Annotated in this window: 18 protein-coding genes; 7 read left to right on the top strand and 11 right to left on the bottom strand. The window is 57.7% G+C overall.

Annotated elements, in window-relative coordinates:
* Nucleotides 1-10 precede the first annotated feature (10 nt).
* Nucleotides 11-229: a translation initiation factor IF-1 gene (gene infA, locus ACZ1GS_RS04855; protein WP_472697363.1), complete on the bottom strand. Its 219-nt coding sequence runs from the start codon at nt 227-229 to the stop codon at nt 11-13.
* Nucleotides 230-449: 220 nt separating this feature from the next.
* On the opposite strand from infA, the gene ACZ1GS_RS04850 reads away from it, so the two are divergent.
* Nucleotides 450-2,990, top strand: coding sequence for a TonB-dependent receptor (locus tag ACZ1GS_RS04850; RefSeq protein WP_472697362.1), 2,541 nt, complete (start codon nt 450-452; stop codon nt 2,988-2,990).
* Nucleotides 2,991-3,196: 206 nt separating this feature from the next.
* Here ACZ1GS_RS04850 and ACZ1GS_RS04845 read toward each other — a convergent pair whose 3' ends face one another.
* The 8 genes from ACZ1GS_RS04845 to hisG all read right to left on the bottom strand — a co-directional run bounded on the left by ACZ1GS_RS04845 (nt 3,197) and on the right by hisG (nt 11,668).
* On the bottom strand, nt 3,197-4,042 hold the full coding sequence (locus tag ACZ1GS_RS04845) for a transcriptional regulator (protein ID WP_472697361.1): 846 nt from the start codon (nt 4,040-4,042) through the stop codon (nt 3,197-3,199).
* A complete protein-coding gene (locus ACZ1GS_RS04840; RefSeq protein WP_472697360.1) occupies nt 4,039-5,262 on the bottom strand; it encodes a GNAT family N-acetyltransferase in 1,224 nt (407 codons plus the stop codon). The genes ACZ1GS_RS04845 and ACZ1GS_RS04840 overlap by 4 nt, the downstream gene beginning before the upstream one ends.
* Nucleotides 5,263-5,429: 167 nt before the next feature.
* Entirely contained in the window at nt 5,430-7,547 is a 2,118-nt protein-coding gene (locus ACZ1GS_RS04835; protein ID WP_472697359.1) for a sodium-translocating pyrophosphatase, read from the bottom strand.
* 162 nt (nt 7,548-7,709) lie between these two features.
* The gene (gene thiL, locus ACZ1GS_RS04830; protein WP_472697358.1) at nt 7,710-8,645 is read right to left on the bottom strand and encodes a thiamine-phosphate kinase; all 936 of its coding nucleotides are present in this window, start codon (nt 8,643-8,645) and stop codon (nt 7,710-7,712) included.
* 83 nt (nt 8,646-8,728) lie between these two features.
* Entirely contained in the window at nt 8,729-9,175 is a 447-nt protein-coding gene (gene nusB / locus ACZ1GS_RS04825) for a transcription antitermination factor NusB (protein ID WP_472697357.1), read from the bottom strand.
* Entirely contained in the window at nt 9,172-9,699 is a 528-nt protein-coding gene (locus ACZ1GS_RS04820) for a DUF1993 domain-containing protein (protein WP_472697356.1), read from the bottom strand. The genes nusB and ACZ1GS_RS04820 overlap by 4 nt, the downstream gene beginning before the upstream one ends.
* Before the next feature lie 20 nt (nt 9,700-9,719).
* Nucleotides 9,720-11,018, bottom strand: coding sequence for a histidinol dehydrogenase (hisD, locus tag ACZ1GS_RS04815; protein WP_472697355.1), 1,299 nt, complete (start codon nt 11,016-11,018; stop codon nt 9,720-9,722).
* Nucleotides 11,018-11,668 (bottom strand): ATP phosphoribosyltransferase, encoded by a 651-nt coding sequence (hisG, locus tag ACZ1GS_RS04810; RefSeq protein ID WP_472697354.1) that lies wholly within the window; start codon nt 11,666-11,668, stop codon nt 11,018-11,020. Before hisG ends, hisD begins: the two co-directional genes overlap by 1 nt.
* Nucleotides 11,669-11,737: 69 nt before the next feature.
* Here hisG and ACZ1GS_RS04805 point away from each other — a divergent pair, with 69 nt between their 5' ends.
* On the top strand, nt 11,738-12,793 hold the full coding sequence (locus tag ACZ1GS_RS04805; RefSeq protein WP_472697353.1) for a DUF2332 domain-containing protein: 1,056 nt from the start codon (nt 11,738-11,740) through the stop codon (nt 12,791-12,793).
* On the opposite strand, the gene ACZ1GS_RS04800 is transcribed toward ACZ1GS_RS04805, so the two are convergent.
* The gene (locus tag ACZ1GS_RS04800) at nt 12,790-13,170 is read right to left on the bottom strand and encodes a cupin domain-containing protein (protein ID WP_472697352.1); all 381 of its coding nucleotides are present in this window, start codon (nt 13,168-13,170) and stop codon (nt 12,790-12,792) included. The genes ACZ1GS_RS04805 and ACZ1GS_RS04800 overlap by 4 nt on opposite strands.
* Nucleotides 13,167-13,451 (bottom strand): BolA family protein, encoded by a 285-nt coding sequence (locus ACZ1GS_RS04795; RefSeq protein ID WP_472698065.1) that lies wholly within the window; start codon nt 13,449-13,451, stop codon nt 13,167-13,169. The genes ACZ1GS_RS04800 and ACZ1GS_RS04795 overlap by 4 nt, the downstream gene beginning before the upstream one ends.
* A gap of 67 nt (nt 13,452-13,518) precedes the next feature.
* On the opposite strand from ACZ1GS_RS04795, the gene ACZ1GS_RS04790 reads away from it, so the two are divergent.
* The 5 genes from ACZ1GS_RS04790 to ACZ1GS_RS04770 all read left to right on the top strand — a co-directional run bounded on the left by ACZ1GS_RS04790 (nt 13,519) and on the right by ACZ1GS_RS04770 (nt 20,005).
* A complete protein-coding gene (locus tag ACZ1GS_RS04790) occupies nt 13,519-14,121 on the top strand; it encodes a J domain-containing protein (protein WP_472697351.1) in 603 nt (200 codons plus the stop codon).
* Nucleotides 14,122-14,219: 98 nt separating this feature from the next.
* A complete protein-coding gene (gene cobS / locus ACZ1GS_RS04785; RefSeq protein WP_472697350.1) occupies nt 14,220-15,209 on the top strand; it encodes a cobaltochelatase subunit CobS in 990 nt (329 codons plus the stop codon).
* A gap of 311 nt (nt 15,210-15,520) precedes the next feature.
* Nucleotides 15,521-17,395 carry a transglycosylase domain-containing protein gene (locus ACZ1GS_RS04780; protein WP_472697349.1) on the top strand — a complete coding sequence of 625 codons (1,875 nt, stop codon included), beginning with the start codon at nt 15,521-15,523 and terminating at the stop codon, nt 17,393-17,395.
* 106 nt (nt 17,396-17,501) lie between these two features.
* The gene (cobT, locus tag ACZ1GS_RS04775; protein ID WP_472697348.1) at nt 17,502-19,328 is read left to right on the top strand and encodes a cobaltochelatase subunit CobT; all 1,827 of its coding nucleotides are present in this window, start codon (nt 17,502-17,504) and stop codon (nt 19,326-19,328) included.
* The gene (locus ACZ1GS_RS04770) at nt 19,325-20,005 is read left to right on the top strand and encodes a nitroreductase (RefSeq protein WP_472697347.1); all 681 of its coding nucleotides are present in this window, start codon (nt 19,325-19,327) and stop codon (nt 20,003-20,005) included. The genes cobT and ACZ1GS_RS04770 overlap by 4 nt, the downstream gene beginning before the upstream one ends.
* Nucleotides 20,006-20,155: the final 150 nt, after the last annotated feature.

The following is a 20,155-nucleotide window of genomic DNA, read 5'->3' as shown; positions in this document are numbered from 1 at the left end:
CCGTCTCCGCTTATTTGAAACGATAGGTTATGCGACCCTTGGTCAGGTCATAAGGTGTCAGTTCGACCAGCACCTCATCGCCCACCAGCACCCGGATGCGGTTTTTGCGCATCTTGCCAGCGGTATGGCCCAGGACTTCATGGCCATTTTCCAGTTCGACCCGGAACATCGCGTTGGGGAGCAGTTCGCGAACCAACCCCTTCATTTCCAATAATTCTTCTTTTGCCATTCGGCTATACTACATCCCTGTTGATTCGAAGGTTTTCGTGCATGTTGCGGTGCGCCATAACCCCAAAAAGCGCAAAAGGGAAGGAATTGCTGCAAAGGTCAGCACGATCCCGGCAAAGTTGCGACAATTTGATACACGGAAATTCTTGCGAACCGCCGATCGAGACGGCAATTGAGACCTATATCGCGCACCCTGCCCCCTGTTCAAAGTGACGATAAGCATGATTTTTCCGCAAAATACCCGCTCCTTTGCGGTCATCGCCATCGCCCTTTCATCCGGCGCGCCAGCCCAGGCCCAACTGTCTGACAACACTCTCGATAATGATGATATTGTCGTGATTGCCGAACGCCCTCGCGGGTCGGTCATCACCGAGGTCCCGCCACTGGTTGAGCTGGATGCGGACGACATCGAAAGCTACGGGGTGTCGTCCATTGAGGATCTGCTTGGTGAATTGACCTCGCAAACCCAATCCAGTCGCGGTCGGGGCAGCGGCCGGCCGATCGTGTTGATCAACGGCCAGCGGACATCCGGTTTCCGGGAAATCCGTGATCTGCCCCCCGAAGCGATCCGGAATGTTCAGGTTTTCCCGGAAGAACTGGCCCTGCAATATGGCTATCGCCCCGATCAACGGGTGATCAACTTCATCCTCAAGGACGATTTTACCGGCTTTAGCGCTGAAGCGGAATATGGCGTGCCGACCGCCGGTGATCAGGGTCAGACAGAGCTCGAGTCCACGCTTACCCGGATCGGGAAGAACAGCCGGATCAATATCAATGTCGAATATCAGAACCAGACCGCGATCACGGAGACCGAGCGCAACATCATCCAGGATGCCGCCGGAACAGCGGTTGGTCTTGGCGATTTCCGGACATTGGTCGCGCCGTCTGACAATCTGGAACTGAATGCCAATTACAGCCGGACGTTCAGCAACGGCATGTCCCTGTCGTTCAACGGCGGCTATGTCTATGACCAGTCCAGATCACTGCTGGGCCTGTCAGGGGCAACGATCGATATTCCAGCCACCAGTCCGTTCGCCATGGCGAGCAGCGATGAAAGCCTGTTTCGCTATTTCCCCCAATTTGGCGCTTTGGAAAAACGGGTCGAAACCAACACGCTGCAAGGCGGTGCTGTGCTCAATGGCTCGCTGGCAAATTGGCGCTGGTCCCTGACCACCGATTTCAGCCGGGAAACCGTTGACATCGAAACGGATCGCGACAGCGATATCACGGCGCTGCAGGCCGCAATTAACGCTGGCACGGTCAATCCCTTTGCCGCTGATTTTGGGGTATTGTTACCGATACCCGGCACCGACGAGGCCCAGTCCGTCAGCCAGACCATTGAGACCCTGGCGACAATCGCCGGTACGCTGTTTAACCTGCCCTCCGGCTCCGTAACCGCCACCCTGCGTGGCGGCTACGACCGGGAGGATTTCGACAGCCGTGAAAGCAGCAATGACAACAGCACGCTCACCGCGCTGGATCGGGACACGTTCAGCACCGGTATCAATATCGACATTCCGCTGGCGGATGAGAATATCGGCGTTGCCGAGGCAATTGGCGGTCTCTCGATCAATGGCAATCTGGGCTATAGCGACCTGTCTGACTTTGGCGGCCTGATCGAATTTGGCTTTGGTCTCAACTGGGAGCCGTTTGACGGCTTTGTGCTGACCGCCACGGCAATTGGCGAAGAAGCAGCGCCGACGGTCAGCGAACTGGGCAGTCCGGTCATCATCACCCCCAATGTCACGACATTTGACTTTACCAACGGCGAAACCGTGCTCGCCACGATCAGCACCGGGGGCAATCTGGCACTACCGGAGGAGAAACGCCGCGATATCAAGTTGGCGGTCAGCTACAGCCCGCGATGGTTCGACAATATGACCTTTCTGACGGAATATATCCGCAACAACAGCGAGAATGTCGCCTCCGATTTCCCTTTGCTAACCGCCGAGATCGAAGCCGCATTTGCCGACCGCGTAACCCGCGATGGAGCCGGGCGTCTGATCGCCATCGACCGGCGGCCGGTCAGCTATGACAATGTACGCAGCGAAAGCGTTCGTTACGGTTTCAATTTTTCCAAACGCTTTGGACAACGCAGAGGTCGTGATGGTCCACCCGCTGGACGCCCTGGGCGCGAACGCGGTGGGCCTGACGGTCCATCCGACGCCAATGCCAATGCCAATGGCGATAACGCTCCGCCACCAGACGGCAATGCGCGACAGGGACGACCAGCCGGCGCCCAGTCCGGTGGTCCCCGCGGGCCGCGCTCGGGTAGGCCCCGCGGCGGACGATGGCGGCTCTCGGCCTATCACACCATCCGCCTCGACGAACGGGTACTGATCCGGCCCGGTGTTGCAGAACTGGACCTGCTCAACGGATCAGCCATCGGATCGACCGGCGGCAGCCCGCGCCATGAATTCGAGCTCGAGGGCGGGTGGTTCAATAATGGTATCGGCTTTCGAGTCCGCGCACAGCATCAGAGCGCGACGCGGGTGGCCGGCGGCGCAACCGGTTCGGATCTGCGCTTTTCGGATCTGACCACGCTCAACCTGCGAATGTTCATCAATCTTGATGATCGCGGCCGGTTGACCGAACGCCTGCCCTTTCTCAAAGGGGCACGCATTGCCCTTCGGATGGATAATCTGTTCAACGACATTCAGGATGTGCGCGATGACAGCGGTCTAGTGCCGCTGCGCTATCAGCGCGGCTTTGTCGATCCGGGCGGGCGCTATGTCGAGCTCAGCTTTCGCAAGCGATTCTAGGCGGCCTTTCCTACAGACCAGCCGCTATGCTATTGCGTTATTGGCTTTTTCTGATTGGTGATGTTGCTGCACAATGATGTGCATCGCGAGCGCCGGGAGGGGTGTGAATTGTGTGAACTTTCAAGCGAAGAACCCGTCATCCCGAAACACGTTCAGGATGACCGCATCAGCCTTCGTTGGGCATTACCGGTTCACAACCACGAATCTCATCGCACGATCCGCAATTTCCGCAGCACCCGCCAGCTCAACGCTTTCGCCTTGTTCTGCGCGGGGAACCGGCCCGGCATGGCGGGAGAAAGGCCCCAGTTTCGTAGCATGTGGTTGAACGCATGGGCATCGGCTTCGGCAAAGCTCCAGTCGGAACGCCAGGTAATCGACAAGGATATGCTCGGCTCCGGCCCGTTGCGCACAAAATGCGGGGCCATGACGGGGACGAATATCGCTTTGCCCGGCGTGAGATGATGGGCAACGCCGGCATCTTCAAACGCGTCCTGCCATAGCAGATTGCGCGGACCACCGGTGTGATAGGATTCATGCGCGCTTGCCGGCGCGAACCGTTCATTGCCGGCGGGGAACACCGTCATCGTCTTCTCGCCGCGCAGTTGCAGCAGGATATTATGCTCCGGATCGAAATGATAAGGCGTCATTGCATCGGGCGAGGATATAAAGATAAAACCCTGCGGCCGCATCATCTTGCCGGTCTTGGTTTCAAGGATCGGCCGAATCTCTTCGAGCAGCGCCAGCAACAGCGCTTCATAGCCTGGAACCTGTTCGATATTTTTGAGCACCGCCCAACTCGCCGAATGGGCAATATGGCGGATTGTATCCGCGATGGTCATCCCATTTTCGGGAACATCCTCAGGCGCAATGCCCACTGGCAAGTCGCCGGGATTATATTCGACACTGGCCGCAGGCAACGCAGTCCCGAGGTCTGCCAGAGCGTCGAGCGTAAGCAGATCATGGGACACCAGGCCGTGATCAAAAACTTGCGGCTGTTCCGGGTAGCAGGTTGAAAATTGCGCCCGCATATCGGCTCCGAAAATCTGTTTCATAGCGATGATGCCTGCCGTGAAATGTCGATAATCTCGCGCTTCTTGAGATGCGCCATCAGATCTTCTCCCATCCGCACACCCCGAAAAACGGCGGTGCGTGACAACCCCTTCAGTTCAATCGAAAAGCGGCCAATATGCCGCCGCCCGGACCACAGGCTGTCGATCATCGGATGATCTTCGCTCGCACAACTGTCCATCCACGCAAATTCCTGTTGACCGAGAATTTCCAGATTCTGACGCTGCAACAGGACCCCGGGAGAATAGCGCGCATAGTCTTCATCAAAGGTTGTCTTGAAGGAAAAGCTGCCCGGCGCCGACAGAAAGTTCACCAGCATAGCGATCGGTCGACCATCCAGCCGGAGGTCATGTCGCTCCAGCTGACCGGCAGCAGCGGCTCCAGCCAAAGCAGCCTTGAAAAAGCCCCTTGTGCTGTCCGAACAATCGAGAGCGGAGCCCTCTTGTCCTTTCCAGCTTTGTCGTTCGAGGGCCAAAAATTCTGTAACCCATGATTCCAGATCATGATCATCGCGCCGATGCGAGAAGCTCAAGGCACCGAGTTCAGCCAAACGATTCGACTGCCGCCGCAGTTCCTTGCGCTTCTTGGCGCGCACTGTCGCAGCATAGTAGCTTTCCGCATCCAGCGAACTTTCGAGCAAAGCGCGCGCTTCGCTGTGGACCAGATCGCAGCGGCGCTTTTGCCGGGCGCAGGCTGCCCGCAAGGCCTGATCAAGGGGGCCGGCTATGGTCAGCCCGTTAATATGCAGAAACCCCGGCCAGTTCTTGGCATCGACCGCGGCAAAGAGCGCCGTCCAGAACTGATTTTCAAATCCGCCCCGGACCAAAGGTGTTCCGAGAAAAGCGTTATGGTGTATCCAATTCTGGACATGCGGCACCGGCCAGCGGCCAAATTGACGGGCCGGGCCCACCGGCAGCAAACCGATCAGATCGGACTTGTGGGGGACACCAGCCCAGAACAGGAACAGATGCAAATCGGCATTATGCGCAAAGTGCCGCAACGCGGGCTGTAGCAGCCAGGATTCATAGAACACATTGGGTTCACTGGCATTACGCGCCAGCTTGTCCCAGGACGTCCGCAATCCGTCATTAATGGCGGCAACCGGAACCAATTCCGAAGTGGCCGAGGATATCAGGCAGACGCGATCGTTCGTTTCGTTGTGAAACGCCCCATCGCCTTGCGTATGACCGCCGCCTGCATCCATTTGTGACCGCCCCCGGACATGATGTTCCTGAATTGCCCAGAGATTTAGCAAAAATAGGGTAATGATCGATTAACGGCATTATCGGGCGAATATATCCGTTCAACCAAAGAAAAACCCCGCCGGAATTGCTTCCGGCGGGGTTTTGCTTGTCCCAAATTGCGGGTGGTTTAAACCGCGCCGTGCGCCAGAGCTGCGAGCAGCAACAGAGCAACAATATTGGTGATCTTGATCATCGGATTGACAGCCGGACCAGCGGTATCCTTGTAAGGATCGCCAACCGTGTCGCCCGTCACAGCGGCTTTATGGGCTTCTGAGCCCTTGCCACCGTGATTGCCGTCTTCGATATATTTCTTCGCATTGTCCCATGCACCGCCACCAGCAGTCATCGACAAAGCGACGAACAGGCCGGAAACGATCACACCGAGAAGCAAGGCGCCAAGGGCAGCAAAGCCATTGGCCTGACCCGCTACGGCGGTGATCACGAAATAGACCACGATCGGAGCCAGAACCGGAAGCAAGGACGGCAGAACCATTTCCTTGATCGCAGCCTTGGTAACCAGATCCACGGTCCGTGCATAGTCCGGGCGGGAAGTCCCGTCCATGATGCCCTTGTCGGCAGCGAACTGCGCGCGGACGTCTTTGACAACGTCACCGGCAGCACGGCCCACAGCGGTCATGCCCATGGCTCCGAAGAGATAGGGCAGCAACGCGCCGAGCAGCAGACCGACAATCACATAGGGATTTTCGAGACTGAAGCTGACTTGCAGATCCGGAAAGAACTCCTTGAGATCGGCCGTGTAAGCCGAGAACAGGACCAGCGCAGCCAGACCGGCAGAACCGATGGCATAGCCTTTGGTGACAGCCTTGGTGGTGTTGCCCACGGCATCCAGTGCGTCGGTTTTTTCACGAACCGATTCATCGAGACCCGCCATTTCGGCAATGCCGCCAGCATTGTCCGTTACCGGACCATATGCATCGAGCGCCACAACCATCCCGGCCAGAGCCAACATCGACGTTGCCGCAAAGGCGATGCCGATAAGACCAGCCAGCTGAAAGGCCACCACAATACCGATAACGATTACCAGTGTCGGCAGAGCCGTGGCTTCCATGGAGATCGCCAGACCCTGGATCACGTTGGTTCCGTGACCGGTTTCCGACGACTTGGCGATCGACCGCACCGGACGATATTCTGTCCCGGTATAATATTCGGTGATCCAGATGATCAGGCCGGTTACAGCCAGACCAACCATCATCGACCAGAACAGGGTCATGCCGGTAAAGCCGCCCGTGCCGTCCAGACCAGCGCCGATAACCACGTTCATGTCACCCAAGGTTTGGAAGGTCACATAATATATTGCGGGAACCGACAGCAGAGCCGTGGTGATGAAACCCTTGTACAGGGCGCCCATGATATTCGTACCATTGCCCAAACGGACCATGTAGGTGCCGATGATCGAGGTCAGGATACAAACGCCACCAACGATCAATGGCAGCGCCATCAGATTGTTGAGCATCGTGCTGCCAACCAGATCACCGAAGATCAGCGCCAGCAACACCATGGTGGCGCCAACCGTCACAACATAGGTTTCGAAAAGGTCAGCGGCCATGCCGGCACAGTCGCCAACATTGTCGCCGACATTGTCGGCAATAGTGGCCGGGTTGCGTGGATCATCCTCGGGGATGCCCGCTTCAACCTTACCCACCAGATCGGCGCCCACGTCAGCGGCTTTGGTAAAGATACCGCCGCCGAGACGCGCAAAGATCGAGATCAGGGAAGCACCAAAGGCCAAGGCAACGAGAGAGTCGATCACCGTCCGGCTTTTCGGCTCGAGGCCCATTTGCACGGTCAGAACCCAGAAGAAGATCGAAATAGCGAGCAGCGCAAGTCCGGCGACCAGCATACCGGTCACGGCACCGGCGCGGAACGCTACGGTGAGACCTGTTTGCAAGCTTTCGCTAGCGCCCTGTGCCGTCCGCACATTGGCGCGGACCGAGATGTTCATCCCGATATAGCCGGCCACGCCGGAAAGGATCGCGCCGACGAGAAAGCCGACTGTTGAAATGCCGCCGAGGAAGATGAAAACCAATATGGCAACCACCACACCAACCACGCCAATGGCGCGATACTGGCGGTTCAGATAGGCTTGCGCACCTTCTTGCACAGCACCAGAAATTTCTTGCATTTTTTCATTGCCTGCCGGCGCATTGAGCACCTGGCGGCTGGTTACGAAGCCATAGATAATGGCGATGAACCCGCATATTATTGAAATGGTGACAACAGTCATTTGTTGCGCTCCCCCTACGTTATTTTATAACAAAACGCCCCGAAAACCGGGACGCCATGGGGCACGCCTATAGTGCGGGAAGCGCAAACCGCGCAACCCCTGATTTTTGTAGCCTTGGCGTGCCTTTGTCATGGCCCGGAAATTGTTGGGAATTCGCACCCATCACGCGTGGACGAAGCCAAGCGATTGCGGCAAATGCACCGCCTCGCCGCGCTGCAGAAGCGACACGCCGGTACCGGAACGGCACCGGCCAATTTTGGTCAACGGAATCGGCAACACCGTTTCCGGACTGGCGGTTAGCAAAAGCTGATAGTCATCGCCGCCGGTCGCGGCGTGCATCCGCGCTTCCTCACCTTTGCCGAACACCGCCTCAAATTCTGCGGACAGCGGAATCCGCTTCAGATCAATCTCGACATTGACCCCGCTGGCTTCAGCAATCCGTGACGCGTCCAGCAACAGTCCATCGGAAATATCCATCATCGCGCTGACCAGCGAGGACAGCGCCCGACCATCCTCCAATCTGGGTTCCGGGCGATTATGCGCGCGCAATAGCTTCGCCGATATCGCTATATCGTCGGCCTGCTTGCGGCCGGATGCCAGCTGCAGTCCGGCCCAGGCGTCACCAATCGGACCCGTGACATAGACGGAATGCCCGCGGGTCGCGCCGCAACGCGCGGGGATGATATGGCCTTTCGCTTCGCCAAATGCGGTAAGCGAGAAGGTGCGCTTGTCGCCAGGTGTGACCGAAACCGTATCGCCACCCAGCAACGGCACGCCAAAATGACTGATCGCCTGCTTCAAACCACGAACGAAGGTCGCGTCCCAGCTGTCATCGCCCGAGCGGCTGTAACCCATCAGGACACCCAGCGGTTTGGCGCCTTTGGCGGCAAGATCAGACAGATTGACCGCGACCAGCTTCCACGCGACATCGGCCGGGTCGGCGGTCGCAAGGAAATGGACATCCTCGACCATCATGTCCTGGGTCATCACCAGTTTATGGCGGCCAAAGGGCAAAACGGCCACATCATCAGCCAATCCGCGCGCAGCGGGATGGGTCGCCAGCGCTTTCAGCTGGTCAATAAAGTTCAGTTCGGTCAATCAGGGCCCCCTTCAAAAGAAAGACGTGCCCCACATCAATTACTAACACTTAAACTTCCCCTGCAAAGCAAGAGCGTATCCAATCAGCTGCGCACCTGCTTCGCTATTACGTCCAGCAATCCATTGACGAAGCCGCTATCCTTCTTGTCAAAAAAGGCATGAGCGACGTCAACATATTCATTGATCACTGTCCCCGTCGGGACTTCATCCCGGACCATCAATTCAAAGACCCCTGCCCGCAAAATTTGCAACATCGTTTTGTCGAGACGCCCCAAAGACCAGCCGGATGCCAGATTGTCAGCGATAAATTGATCGATTTCGGTGCGTTTTTCGGTCGTACCGATAACGATATCGTTGAAAAATTCGATCTCGACGGGACGATATTGCGCGTCTTCAATCTCGGCGCCCAGCCGGTGGTCATGAAATTCCTTTAGCAGGCGCGGCACTGGCGTCTTTTCCATATCATGCTGGAACAGAGCCTGAACCGCAGCAAGGCGGGCGGTGGAACGGGTGTTTGATTTTGCGGTCATACTGGTTGCGTCATCCGCGGCATGCCGACAAAATCCATCTTGCCAATCTGGAAGCCGCGTTCGCGAAGCAGATCATAGGCCGTGGTGGCGTGAAAATAGAAATTGGGTTGTGCGAAACTCAGCAGGAAATTTTCAACCGTGAACGGCATGACGGTCGTTCTGAACCGAAATTCCATCGGTTGTCCGACAAATCCTGCCATTTCCGCTTCGTCAACCTGCTCCAGGCCAGCCTTCGCTTCATCGAGCTTTTCGTAAAGCCCTTCCCAGCTGTCTGGCGGCGCCGCGAGACTGGGAGTAAACACACCGTCACGCGCAGCCTCGATCGCGCCCAATGAATGTTCGCGACAACATTTCACCTGATAGGAAAAGGGCTGCATATCCTCGATAAGCCGGGCACCGATAATCTCTGCGGCTGCCGTGCCCGTGTCTTCACAATGGGCCTTTGCCTTATCAACCAGCGCGCGAACGGCGGCGATAATTTGAAGCTGTGACGGAATAACCGCGTCATATAGGGAAATGGTCATAGGCTTTATCTTTCTGTTTATTATCGACGCCTGTCCAGCCGCTTTTGCACGCTGGCGGCATGCGCCGGCAATCCTTCGGCTTCGGCAAGGGCAACGGCCGCCGGGCCAATTTTCGCCAGCGCCGCTTCGTCGCATTCCAAAAAGCTCGTGCGCTTCATAAAGTCTGTCACCGACAATCCGGAGGCAAAACGCGCGCGCCTTCCGGTGGGCAGCACATGATTGGGACCGGCCACATAGTCACCAATGGCTTCCGGTGTATGACGGCCAAGGAATACAGAACCGGCGTGGCGGACGGTGTTGAACAGCGCCTGCGGATCATCGCAAGCCAGCTCGAGATGTTCGGCGGCTAGTCGATCGACGAGCGGCATCGCTTGTTCCAGCCGGTCGACCAGGATGATCGCACCATTGTCGGTCCAGCTTTGAGTCGCGGTTTTGCTGGTGGCCAATGCGCAAAGCTGGGCCTCGATCCGAGCTGTCACCTGGTCAGCAAATGCGCTATCGTCAGTGAACAATATCGATTGACTGGTCGGATCATGTTCCGCCTGGGACAAGAGATCAGCGGCAATCCAGTCCGGATCATTTTGTCCGTCGGCCACGACCACAATTTCAGAAGGACCCGCGACCATATCGATGCCGACGACGCCATAAACCTGGCGCTTGGCCTCTGCGACCCAGGCATTGCCCGGACCGGTAATCACATCGACCGGCGCGATTTTCTCTGTTCCGAAAGCGAGCGCCGCAATCGCTTGCGCGCCGCCGATGCGCCAGATTTCATCGACACCGGCAATCTGCGCCGCCGCCAGAACCAGCGGATTGACTTCTCCGCCCGGTGTCGGCGTGACCATTATGACCCGGTCAACGCCGGCCACTTTGGCGGGGATCGCGTTCATCAGTACCGACGATGGATAGGCAGCTCTGCCGCCGGGAATATAGATCCCTGCCCGCTCGACCGCGTTCCAGCGGGCACCAATGCGCAAGCCGGCATCGTCACGATAATCGCGGTTGTCGGGTTTTTGCCCCTCGTGATAATCGCGAATCCGGATCGCCGCCAATTCCAGTGCAATCCGCAGATTCGGATCAAGACCGTCAAGCGCTGCTTCACATTCCGCGACCGACATTTTCCAGCCGGTAAAATCCAGATCATGACCGTCAAATTTTTGGGTCAGCCGGGCAACGGCCTCGTCTCCGCTCGCCCGCACGTCCTTGATAATCGCAGCGACATCGGTCGACACGTCGGCATCAGCCTCGCGGCGAGCGTTGACCAGCGCGTCAAAGGCATCGGCAAAGCCGGTATCCGAAGTGGACAGCCGCAAAGCCATCAGATCTGCCCGACCAGTTCACGGAATTGCTGAACCAGTCCGGTCAATTCCCCGCTGCGCATCTTGAATGCTGCCCGGTTGACGACCAGACGCGCCGAGATGTCGATGATACGGTCGGTCTCGATCAGACTATTGGCCTTGAGCGTGCTGCCGGACTCTACCAAATCAACAATATGCCGCGACAGTCCGAGCGAAGGCGCGAGTTCCATCGCGCCATTCAGTTTCACGCATTCTGCCTGAATGCCACGCGCTTCAAAATGCCTGCTCGTCAGATTGGGATATTTGGTCGCGACCCGGATATGCGAGATATTGCTAATCTGGTCAGCATCATCCTTGGGCTGCGCCACCGATAGCCGGCACCGTCCGATGCCCAGATCGACCGGCGCATAAAGCTCGCTATAGTTGAATTCCTCGATCACATCCGAGCCGACAATTCCGATCTGGGCCGCGCCATGGGCAACAAAAGTCGCCACGTCGAACGCCCGCACACGGATGATCGAGACGTGCGGCTGGTTGGTTGCAAAACGCAGGGCGCGGTTGCTCTTGTCGAAAAATTCGGGCGCAGGCTCAATTCCCACCTGTGCCAGCATGGGCAAGGCTTCATCGAGAATTCGTCCCTTGGGGATTGCAAAGATCAGGGGTTCGGTCATAGCACCATTGTCAGTTTCGCTGGCGGCTTTAGGGCTTGGACCGGAAAAGGGCAATGGAGAAAGGGCATCATGACACAGCGACCGACCGTGGAAACCGCCTTTGCCAATCAGGTCGCATATTGCCGCGCCAATGATGCTCCGATTACCGGCCGGATGGTCGAAGCCATCCATAATGCGCTGGATGATGAGACCGAATTGGGGCGCCAGATCCTTGGCTGGTCCGGCAATCCGCTCGCCGATGCTTTGCCGCTGCGCATCGCCGGTGGCTTTCATGCATTACATCTGGCGGGTGCTCACGCGTCTTTGTCGGCCATATATACAGGCGAACCGAATGCGGCGGACAATGCCGAAGCCATTGTGCGCGATGTCATCTCCCAGTTTGAAACCGCCTTATTGCCATGGCTGGACTCGCCGCCACAGACCAACGAAGCGGGGCGCTCGTCCTCTTATATCGCCGGTTTGCTATGGCTCACCGCAACCGGGATGCCACCGCGGTACGAACTACTCGAAATCGGATCGAGCGCCGGTTTGAACCTGATGATCGATCGCTATCATTACGATCTTGCTGGCGTTTCCGTGGGGCCACAAGATGCAGCGCTGCGCTTCCAGCCGGAATGGCAAGGCCCACCGCCGCCGGACCATCATTTCGCGTTCGAATCCATCCGCGGATGCGACATTGCCCCGGTTGATCTGGCCGATCCGCAGCAGGCCCGACGCCTGACCGCCTATATCTGGCCGGAACATATCGCGCGGTTTGAGCGCATGAAAACCGCGATAGAGCTAGTGCGGGATGAGGCTCCCGACCCGATTGCTGCCAGCGCGGATGATTGGATGGAAGTGCAGTTATCCAGACCGCAGCTTCCCGGCGTGACGCGCGTGTTGATGCATTCGATTGTCTGGCAATATATCCCGAAAGCCGGCCGCGAACGGGTTGAGGCTGCGATGGCACAAGCTGGTGCCAAGGCAACGACAGAGCGGCCGTTGGTCTGGCTGGCGCTGGAAGCCAATCGCGAGACTTACCGGCACGAACTGACCGTCCGCCAATGGCCCGGTGATGGCAAACCAGTCAAACTGGGGGAAGCCCACGCCCATGGCGCGTGGGTCAAATGGACTTGCGTTAGCTAAAGCCGGTCAAGATCAACCACGGTCTTTTCAGTGATCACATTGCCGGTGTTCAAAATCGACTTGGGTTCCAGCAGCAATACGTGACATTCCCCGTTCAATCCTTCCGGGCGATGCTCCACGCCGCGTGGAATGATGATAAACTCGCCCGGCGCGACATCAATATCGCCGGTCCGCAGGCCCATCCGCATGGTGCCGGAAACGACCAGAAACAGCTCGTCTTCCGAGTCATGATGATGCCAGTCAAACTTGCCTTCGAACTTTGCCAGTTTCACCTGTGCGTCATTGATATCGCCTGCCACTTTCGGCGACCAGTGGTCGGAAAAGCTGGCAAAGGCCGACCGGAGATTAACCTTCTGAGGGGCAGACTGGTCGGTCACTCGCCGGGTGCCCGCGCCTTGATCGCCATCGCGTGGACCTTTTCGCGCATCAGGTCGCCAAGCACCTTGTTGACCATGCGCTGCCGATTCAGCCGCGATTGTCCGGCAAAGGCCGCACATTCGATTTCGACGGTAAAATGGGATTCGCCACTGCCATCATCTCCGGCATGGCCATGATGACTGGCGCTGTCGTTAATGACGTTCAGGGCGGTCGGGGCCAAAGCCTCGAGCAGCCGCTTTTCGATTTCCGCGGCCACAGGGCCTTTTGATTCTGTTTCCATCATGCCTATATAGACGCTTCGATCGCTTTTGCGAACCGCGATATCAATTCACCAAACGGACAGATCCTTGCCTTCCTCCGACCCACAGAAGAAAAAGCCGAACCGCTTTCACGGCCGCGTGGAAAGCGACGGGCGGCCCTGCGCGATTGAAGGCTGCGCGGCTGATGGGGAATTTCGGGGCCCGTCCATCTATGGTGCGTCGCACAGCTATGACGGCCCCGGAGAATATCGCTGGCTTTGTCTCGACCATGTTCGCGAATTCAACCAGGGCTATGATTATTTCGCCGGCATGGACCAGGATGCGATATTCGATGCCCAGCACCCGATCCACGGATGGGACAGCGAACGGCGAATCTATCGCAATGGGCCGACCGATTCTCCCGCCTGGGCAGATTTTACCGATCCGCTCGATGCGATCGGGGCAAGATTTGCAGCAAGCCTCAATCGCGGCCAGAGAAGCGGACCTCCGATCAGTTCGGTCGACCAGAAAGCGCTTAAGACGCTAGGGCTTGGCGACAATGCAGGACGCCAGGACATCCGACGACGCTACTCTGAGCTTGTGCGAAAATATCATCCGGATCGCAACGGTGGCGATCGTACGCACGAGAAAGACTTGGCAGACGTCATCGCGGCCTATACGCAGCTGAAGGAATCACCCGATTTCGAATGACCATGTTTTATTGAGACTAGCCAAACCGGGATGCGAAAAACGATAGGCGCGGTTCGCGCGCACCGATGCTAACGGGATCGCATAGTTTAAGGAATGTTATGACTGATATACCCAACACTCATCCCAACGGCAGCGGCGAAACTGTTCTGGATGCACCCGATCAAACGGTCGATGCGCGGGAAATTTTCGGTGTCGATCTCGATATGCAGATTCCGGCATTCAGTGAAAAAGACGAGCGCGTCCCCGATCTCGACCCATCCTATGTTTTTGATCAGGACACGACCACAGCGATCCTGGCCGGCTTTGCCTTTAACCGCAGGGTCATGGTGCAGGGCTTCCACGGTACCGGCAAATCAACCCATATCGAGCAGGTCGCAGCACGATTGAACTGGCCATGTATCCGGATCAATCTCGACGCCCATATCAGCCGGATCGATCTTGTCGGACGGGATGCAATTGTTCTGAAGGACGGACAGCAGGTCACGGAATTCCGCGAAGGCCTTCTGCCCTGGGCGCTTCAGACTCCCACCGCGCTCGTATTCGACGAATATGACGCCGGTCGCCCCGATGTGATGTTCGTGATCCAGCGCGTTCTCGAAGCCGAGGGCAAGCTGACCCTGCTCGACCAGAACCGGGTCATTCGACCCAATCCGAATTTCCGTCTGTTCGCGACCGCCAATACCGTCGGTCTCGGAGACACCAGCGGCCTTTATCATGGTACCCAGCAGATCAACCAGGGGCAGATGGACCGCTGGAACATTGTGGTCACGCTGAACTATCTGCCGGCAGCAACCGAAGCCAAGGTCATCCTGTCGAAAGTCCCGGATACCGACGACAAGACGGTAGAAAATATGATCAAAGTGGCCGATCTGTCGCGCCAGGGCTTTGTGAACGGCGACATTTCCACCGTAATGAGCCCACGGACGGTGATCAGCTGGGCGCAAAACGCAGCGATTTTCAACAATGTCGGCTTTGCCTTCCGGCTCAGCTTCCTGAACAAATGTGACGAAGCCGAGCGGATGCTGGTGGCGGAATATTATCAACGCGTCTTCGGCGAAGATCTGCCGGAAAGCGTGGTTGGCGCGTAAGCCTCGCCGAGCGCCGTCAATTTCCTCTCGCCAAAGCCGTGTTATTGATATAATACAGCTGTAATGCTGGATCAGACTTCCCCCCGATGCGTTCGTCACGGCGCTGGTATTGGCCATTTTCCCGGCGGCAGCCTGCCGAAACTATTCTCTACGAGCCTTATGGCAGCACGCCGCGGCCTGCGGATTCGTTTGACAGCACCACACCCCCGCCCAAAAAACCGCGAGGCAAATGGTGGTGGTTCAGCCGGGGATTAGCCAGCGCCCTGTTCCTTTTCATACTGTTGGTCGCGTGGCTTGCAATCACGGCACCGATGTCCAAATCCCTGCAACCGATTGCACCGCCCCAGATCACGCTGCTGACCTCTGACGGTCAACCGATCGCCCGCAATGGCGCGGTGGTCGATGCCCCGGTGGAAATCAGCGCCCTGCCCGATCACGTCGTCGAGGCGTTTCTGGCGATCGAGGACCGGCGGTTCTATTCGCATTGGGGTGTTGATCCACGTGGTCTCGCAAGGGCAGCCTGGAGCAATGCCACCAGCAGCGGCGGCACCCAGGGGGGCAGCACGATCACGCAGCAACTGGCCAAATTGACCTTCCTGACCCCCGAGCGCAGCCTCACCCGCAAGGCGCGGGAAATGCTGATCGCCTTCTGGCTGGAAGCCCGTTTGTCCAAGGATGAAATATTGCAGCGTTATCTGTCGAACGTGTATTTCGGCGACAATGTCTATGGCCTTCGTGCCGCGTCCCTGCACTATTATTATCGCAAGCCTGAAAATCTGAAACCCGAGCAAGCCATCATGCTAGCGGGCCTGGTGCAGTCCCCTTCCCGGCTTGCGCCGACGCGGCACCCGGAAAGAGCCGGCAAGCGCGCCGAACTGGTCAAGGGCGCGATGGTGGCCGCCGGATATCTGACACAGGCCGAGGCGGACAAACTGCCTGCCCCGATCCTCGATGTGCGGGCAAAGAACACCGTGCCAACTGGGACCTATTTCGCCGATTGGGCGATGCCCCGCGCCCGCGCCCTGTCAGAAATGAGTTACAGCAAGCTGACGCTCACAACGACACTGGATTCCCGCCTGCAGGAAATTGCCAGGCGCGTCGTTGGTCGCGCCCCTTTGGCCAATGCGCAGGTTGCACTGGTGGCGATGCGGCCGGATGGCGAAGTGGTCGCGATGATCGGCGGACGGGACTATAAGCAGTCAGCCTTCAACCGGGTTACGCAAGCACAGCGGCAACCCGGGTCTACCTTCAAGCTTTTCGTCTGGCTGGCCGCCTTGCGGTCCGGCATGACTCCGCAAACGCTGGTCGATGATAGCCCGATTACCAAAGGCGGCTATTTGCCGAAAAATTCAGGCGATACCTATCGCGGTAAAATTCCGCTGAAAGAAGCCTTTGCCCGATCAAGCAATGTCGCTGCGGTGCGGCTATTCGGTCAACTGGGCGACAAAGCGGTCATTCGTGAAGCGCGCAATCTGGGAGTGAGCGCGCCACTGGCGGAAGATGATCCCAGTCTCGCCCTGGGCACATCGACGATGACCTTGCTGGAACTGACCGCGGCCTATGCCGGGGTGGCGCACAACCAATGGCCGGTCGTGCCCTATGCGTTCGAGAAAAAGGAACAAAGCTGGGCAGAATGGTTGACCGACTGGCCCGGGAGCTATGGCCGTAAAACCCATGAAGATATGCAAGAAATGCTGCGCGCAACGGTTTCCGATGGCACCGGTCGCGCCGCCCAGCTGGCGATCCCGGCTTATGGTAAGACAGGCACTAGCCAGAACAACCGGGATGCTTTGTTTGTCGGCTATGCCGATGACCTGGTTGTCGGCGTTTGGGTCGGCAATGATGACAACAGCCCACTTAAAGGCGTGAATGGCGGCGGATTACCAGCACAAATCTGGCGCAACTTCATGGCTCAGGCGATCTCGGGCGCCGAACCGGTTCGCACGCCCAAAACGACGAAAACGCCCGACCCCGATGGACCAGTCAAGCCGCTGGATATCCCGGATATCGACGATTTGCAGGATATCCCGATTGATCTTGGCGATTCCGAGATTCGTATCAAGGGCAAGGATGGGATTACGCTTTCGACGGAAATTGGCGGCATTCCCCTGGACCTGACGGTCAATGAAGACGGCCTGCTGGTCGAGGACCGGCGTCAGGACGAAGCGCCGGCCGAAGACAGATGATCGTCCAGCTGGCGACCGGACGTTCTACCGCTCAAAGGGACTAGCAAAAACGTTGTATTTAGCCCTTTGATTCCCTCTGCTTTTCCGCTTATGGCTATCCGCTTCTATGGCTGATCGTTCCAAACTTGATGACTTGAAAGACGTGCTCGGCGGCGCTGCGCGCGCAATGTCCCATGAACCCGAGGTCGAGCTGGCCTATACCGCCGAAGCCCCGTCGCAATCGGGTCAGCATTTGAAAGTGCCGATGCCGGCCCGCGACCTGCCACCGGAACAAGTCGCTCAGGCCCGTGGTTTCGCAGACAGCTTCGCGATGCGCTTGCGCCATCATGACGAGGCACGTCACCGGCAGAATGCGCCGCAGGAAGCAATTGCCCGGGCATGTTTCGATGCACTGGAACAGGTGCGGACCGATGCGCTGGGCACGCGCAATATGAAAGGGGTTAGCGGCAATATTGATGCGGCGCTGGAAATGCGCATGCGATCCGATCCGATTGCCCGCGCCCAAAATCGCGATGAGGTACCGATTTCCACGGCCCTGGCATTGCTCGCGCGGGAAAAGCTGACCGGGGAAACCCCGCCGGATTGCACGCAAAAAGGTGTCGACATGCTGCGCGAGTGGATTGAGGATGAAGCCGGAAGTGATCTCGATGGACTAAGCCTGACCCTGGATGATCAGGACAGTTTTGCCAAATTGACAACCCAATTGCTCGAACATCTCGATCTCATCAAAAGCGACGACGAGAATTCCGAAGCCGATGAAAATGAGGACGATTCAGACGACGACAGCGACGATCAGGAAGATGACGGCGCGGATGATGAAGCCACGGGCGATCAGGGTCAGGCCGATACACGCTCCGAACAATCCGACGATGCGCAGGAAAGCGACAGCGAGCAGACTACAGATGATCTGGAAGAAGGCGCCGAAGACCAGATGGGCGATGCCGGCGACGACGGCATGATGCCGGTCCGTCCCAATCGCCCGATGTCCGACCTGCCGCCCGGTTTCGACTATGCGCCCTGGACCGAAAAATACGACGAAATCATCAGTGCAACCGAACTGTGCGATGAAGAAGAACTGACCCGTTTGCGGGCGTTTCTCGATCAGCAATTGACCAACTTGCAGGGCGCGGTCACAAAACTCGCCAACCGCCTGCAACGGCGACTGATGGCCCAACAGAATCGCAGTTGGGACTTCGACCAGGAAGAGGGCATGCTGGATGCTGCGCGGCTCGCCCGTGTGGTCAGCAACCCGGCTCACAGCCTGTCTTACAAGATAGAACGCGAAACCGATTTTCGCGATACGGTCGTGACGCTGCTGATCGACAATAGCGGCTCCATGCGGGGGCGACCGATCAGCATTGCCGCGATCAGCGCCGACATCATGGCGCGGACACTGGAACGGTGCGGCGTCAAGACCGAGATACTGGGCTTTACCACCCGCGCCTGGAAAGGCGGCCAGTGCCGCGAAAGCTGGCTGGCCGAAGATCGCCCCGCCAATCCCGGGCGTCTCAATGACTTGCGCCATATCATTTACAAGCAAGCCGACGAACCCTGGCGGCGGGCGCGCAAAAATCTCGGCCTGATGATGCGCGAAGGCCTGCTGAAAGAAAATATCGATGGAGAAGCGTTGCTCTGGGCGCATAGCCGCCTGATCGCTCGCCCCGAAGAGCGCCGCATATTGATGGTCATCTCCGATGGTGCGCCGGTTGATGATTCCACTCTTTCGGTCAATCACGGCGCCTATCTCGAAAACCACCTGCGCAAGGTGATTGAATGGATTGAGGGCCGGTCGCCGGTACAGCTCGTCGCGATCGGTATCGGCCATGACGTTACCCGCTATTACAAGCGCGCGGTGACGATCATGGATGCCGAACAACTTGGCGGCACGATGGTCGAACAGCTGGCCGGACTTTTTGATGAGGAACCCAAATGAACGTAACCGAAGCGGTCCATTCCCGGCGCTCTGTCCGGCAATTTCTCGACAAGCCGGTCGATCTTGCGGCAATCCAGCAGATCCTTGAAACCGCCCAGCGCTCTCCTTCCGGTGGCAATACCCAGCCCTGGAACGCGATCCTCGTGACTGGTGACGAGCTGGCACGAATTACAACCGCCATCAAGGCCAAGGCGCCGACGGCTCCGGCGGGAGAAGGCATGGAATATGCCATTTATCCCAAAGAACTCGACGGACGCTATGAGCAGCAACGCCGCGGTGTCGGGGAAGCCATGTTCAACGCCGTGGGCATCGAACGGGGCGATGGCCCCGCCCGCATCAAGCAGATGATGGCCAATTGGGACAGTTTTGGTGCCCCGGTCCAGATGTTCACCTATACGCCCAAATATATGGGGCCACCACAATGGTCCGACATGGGCATGTGGCTGCAAACCGTCATGCTTTTGTTGCGCGAAGCGGGCCTCGACAGTTGTTCCCAGGAAATCTGGGCGATGTATGGCACCTATATGCGTGAGCTGCTCGGCATTAACGATGACCACGTCTTCTTTTGCGGCATGGCCATCGGCTATCGCGATCCGGATGCCGCGATTAACAATTTCGCAGTCCCGCGCGTCCCGATAGCCGACAGCATCGAATTTCGCGGATTTGCGGGTAATTAGTGCCATAATGGGCCGGTGCTGACACTAAGTCCTTCCAAAAAGTGACTTTTATCACCCTATCTGCACAAGCTTGTCGATAAATTACTATACCAGACTCGGAAACCTCGCTTATGGGGGTATCCGAGGGGACAAAAACGGGTCGCAATAGGC

It is taken from the genome of Parasphingorhabdus sp. W113, from assembly GCF_055693205.1.
This window is presented reverse-complemented; position numbering and strand designations above follow the sequence as displayed.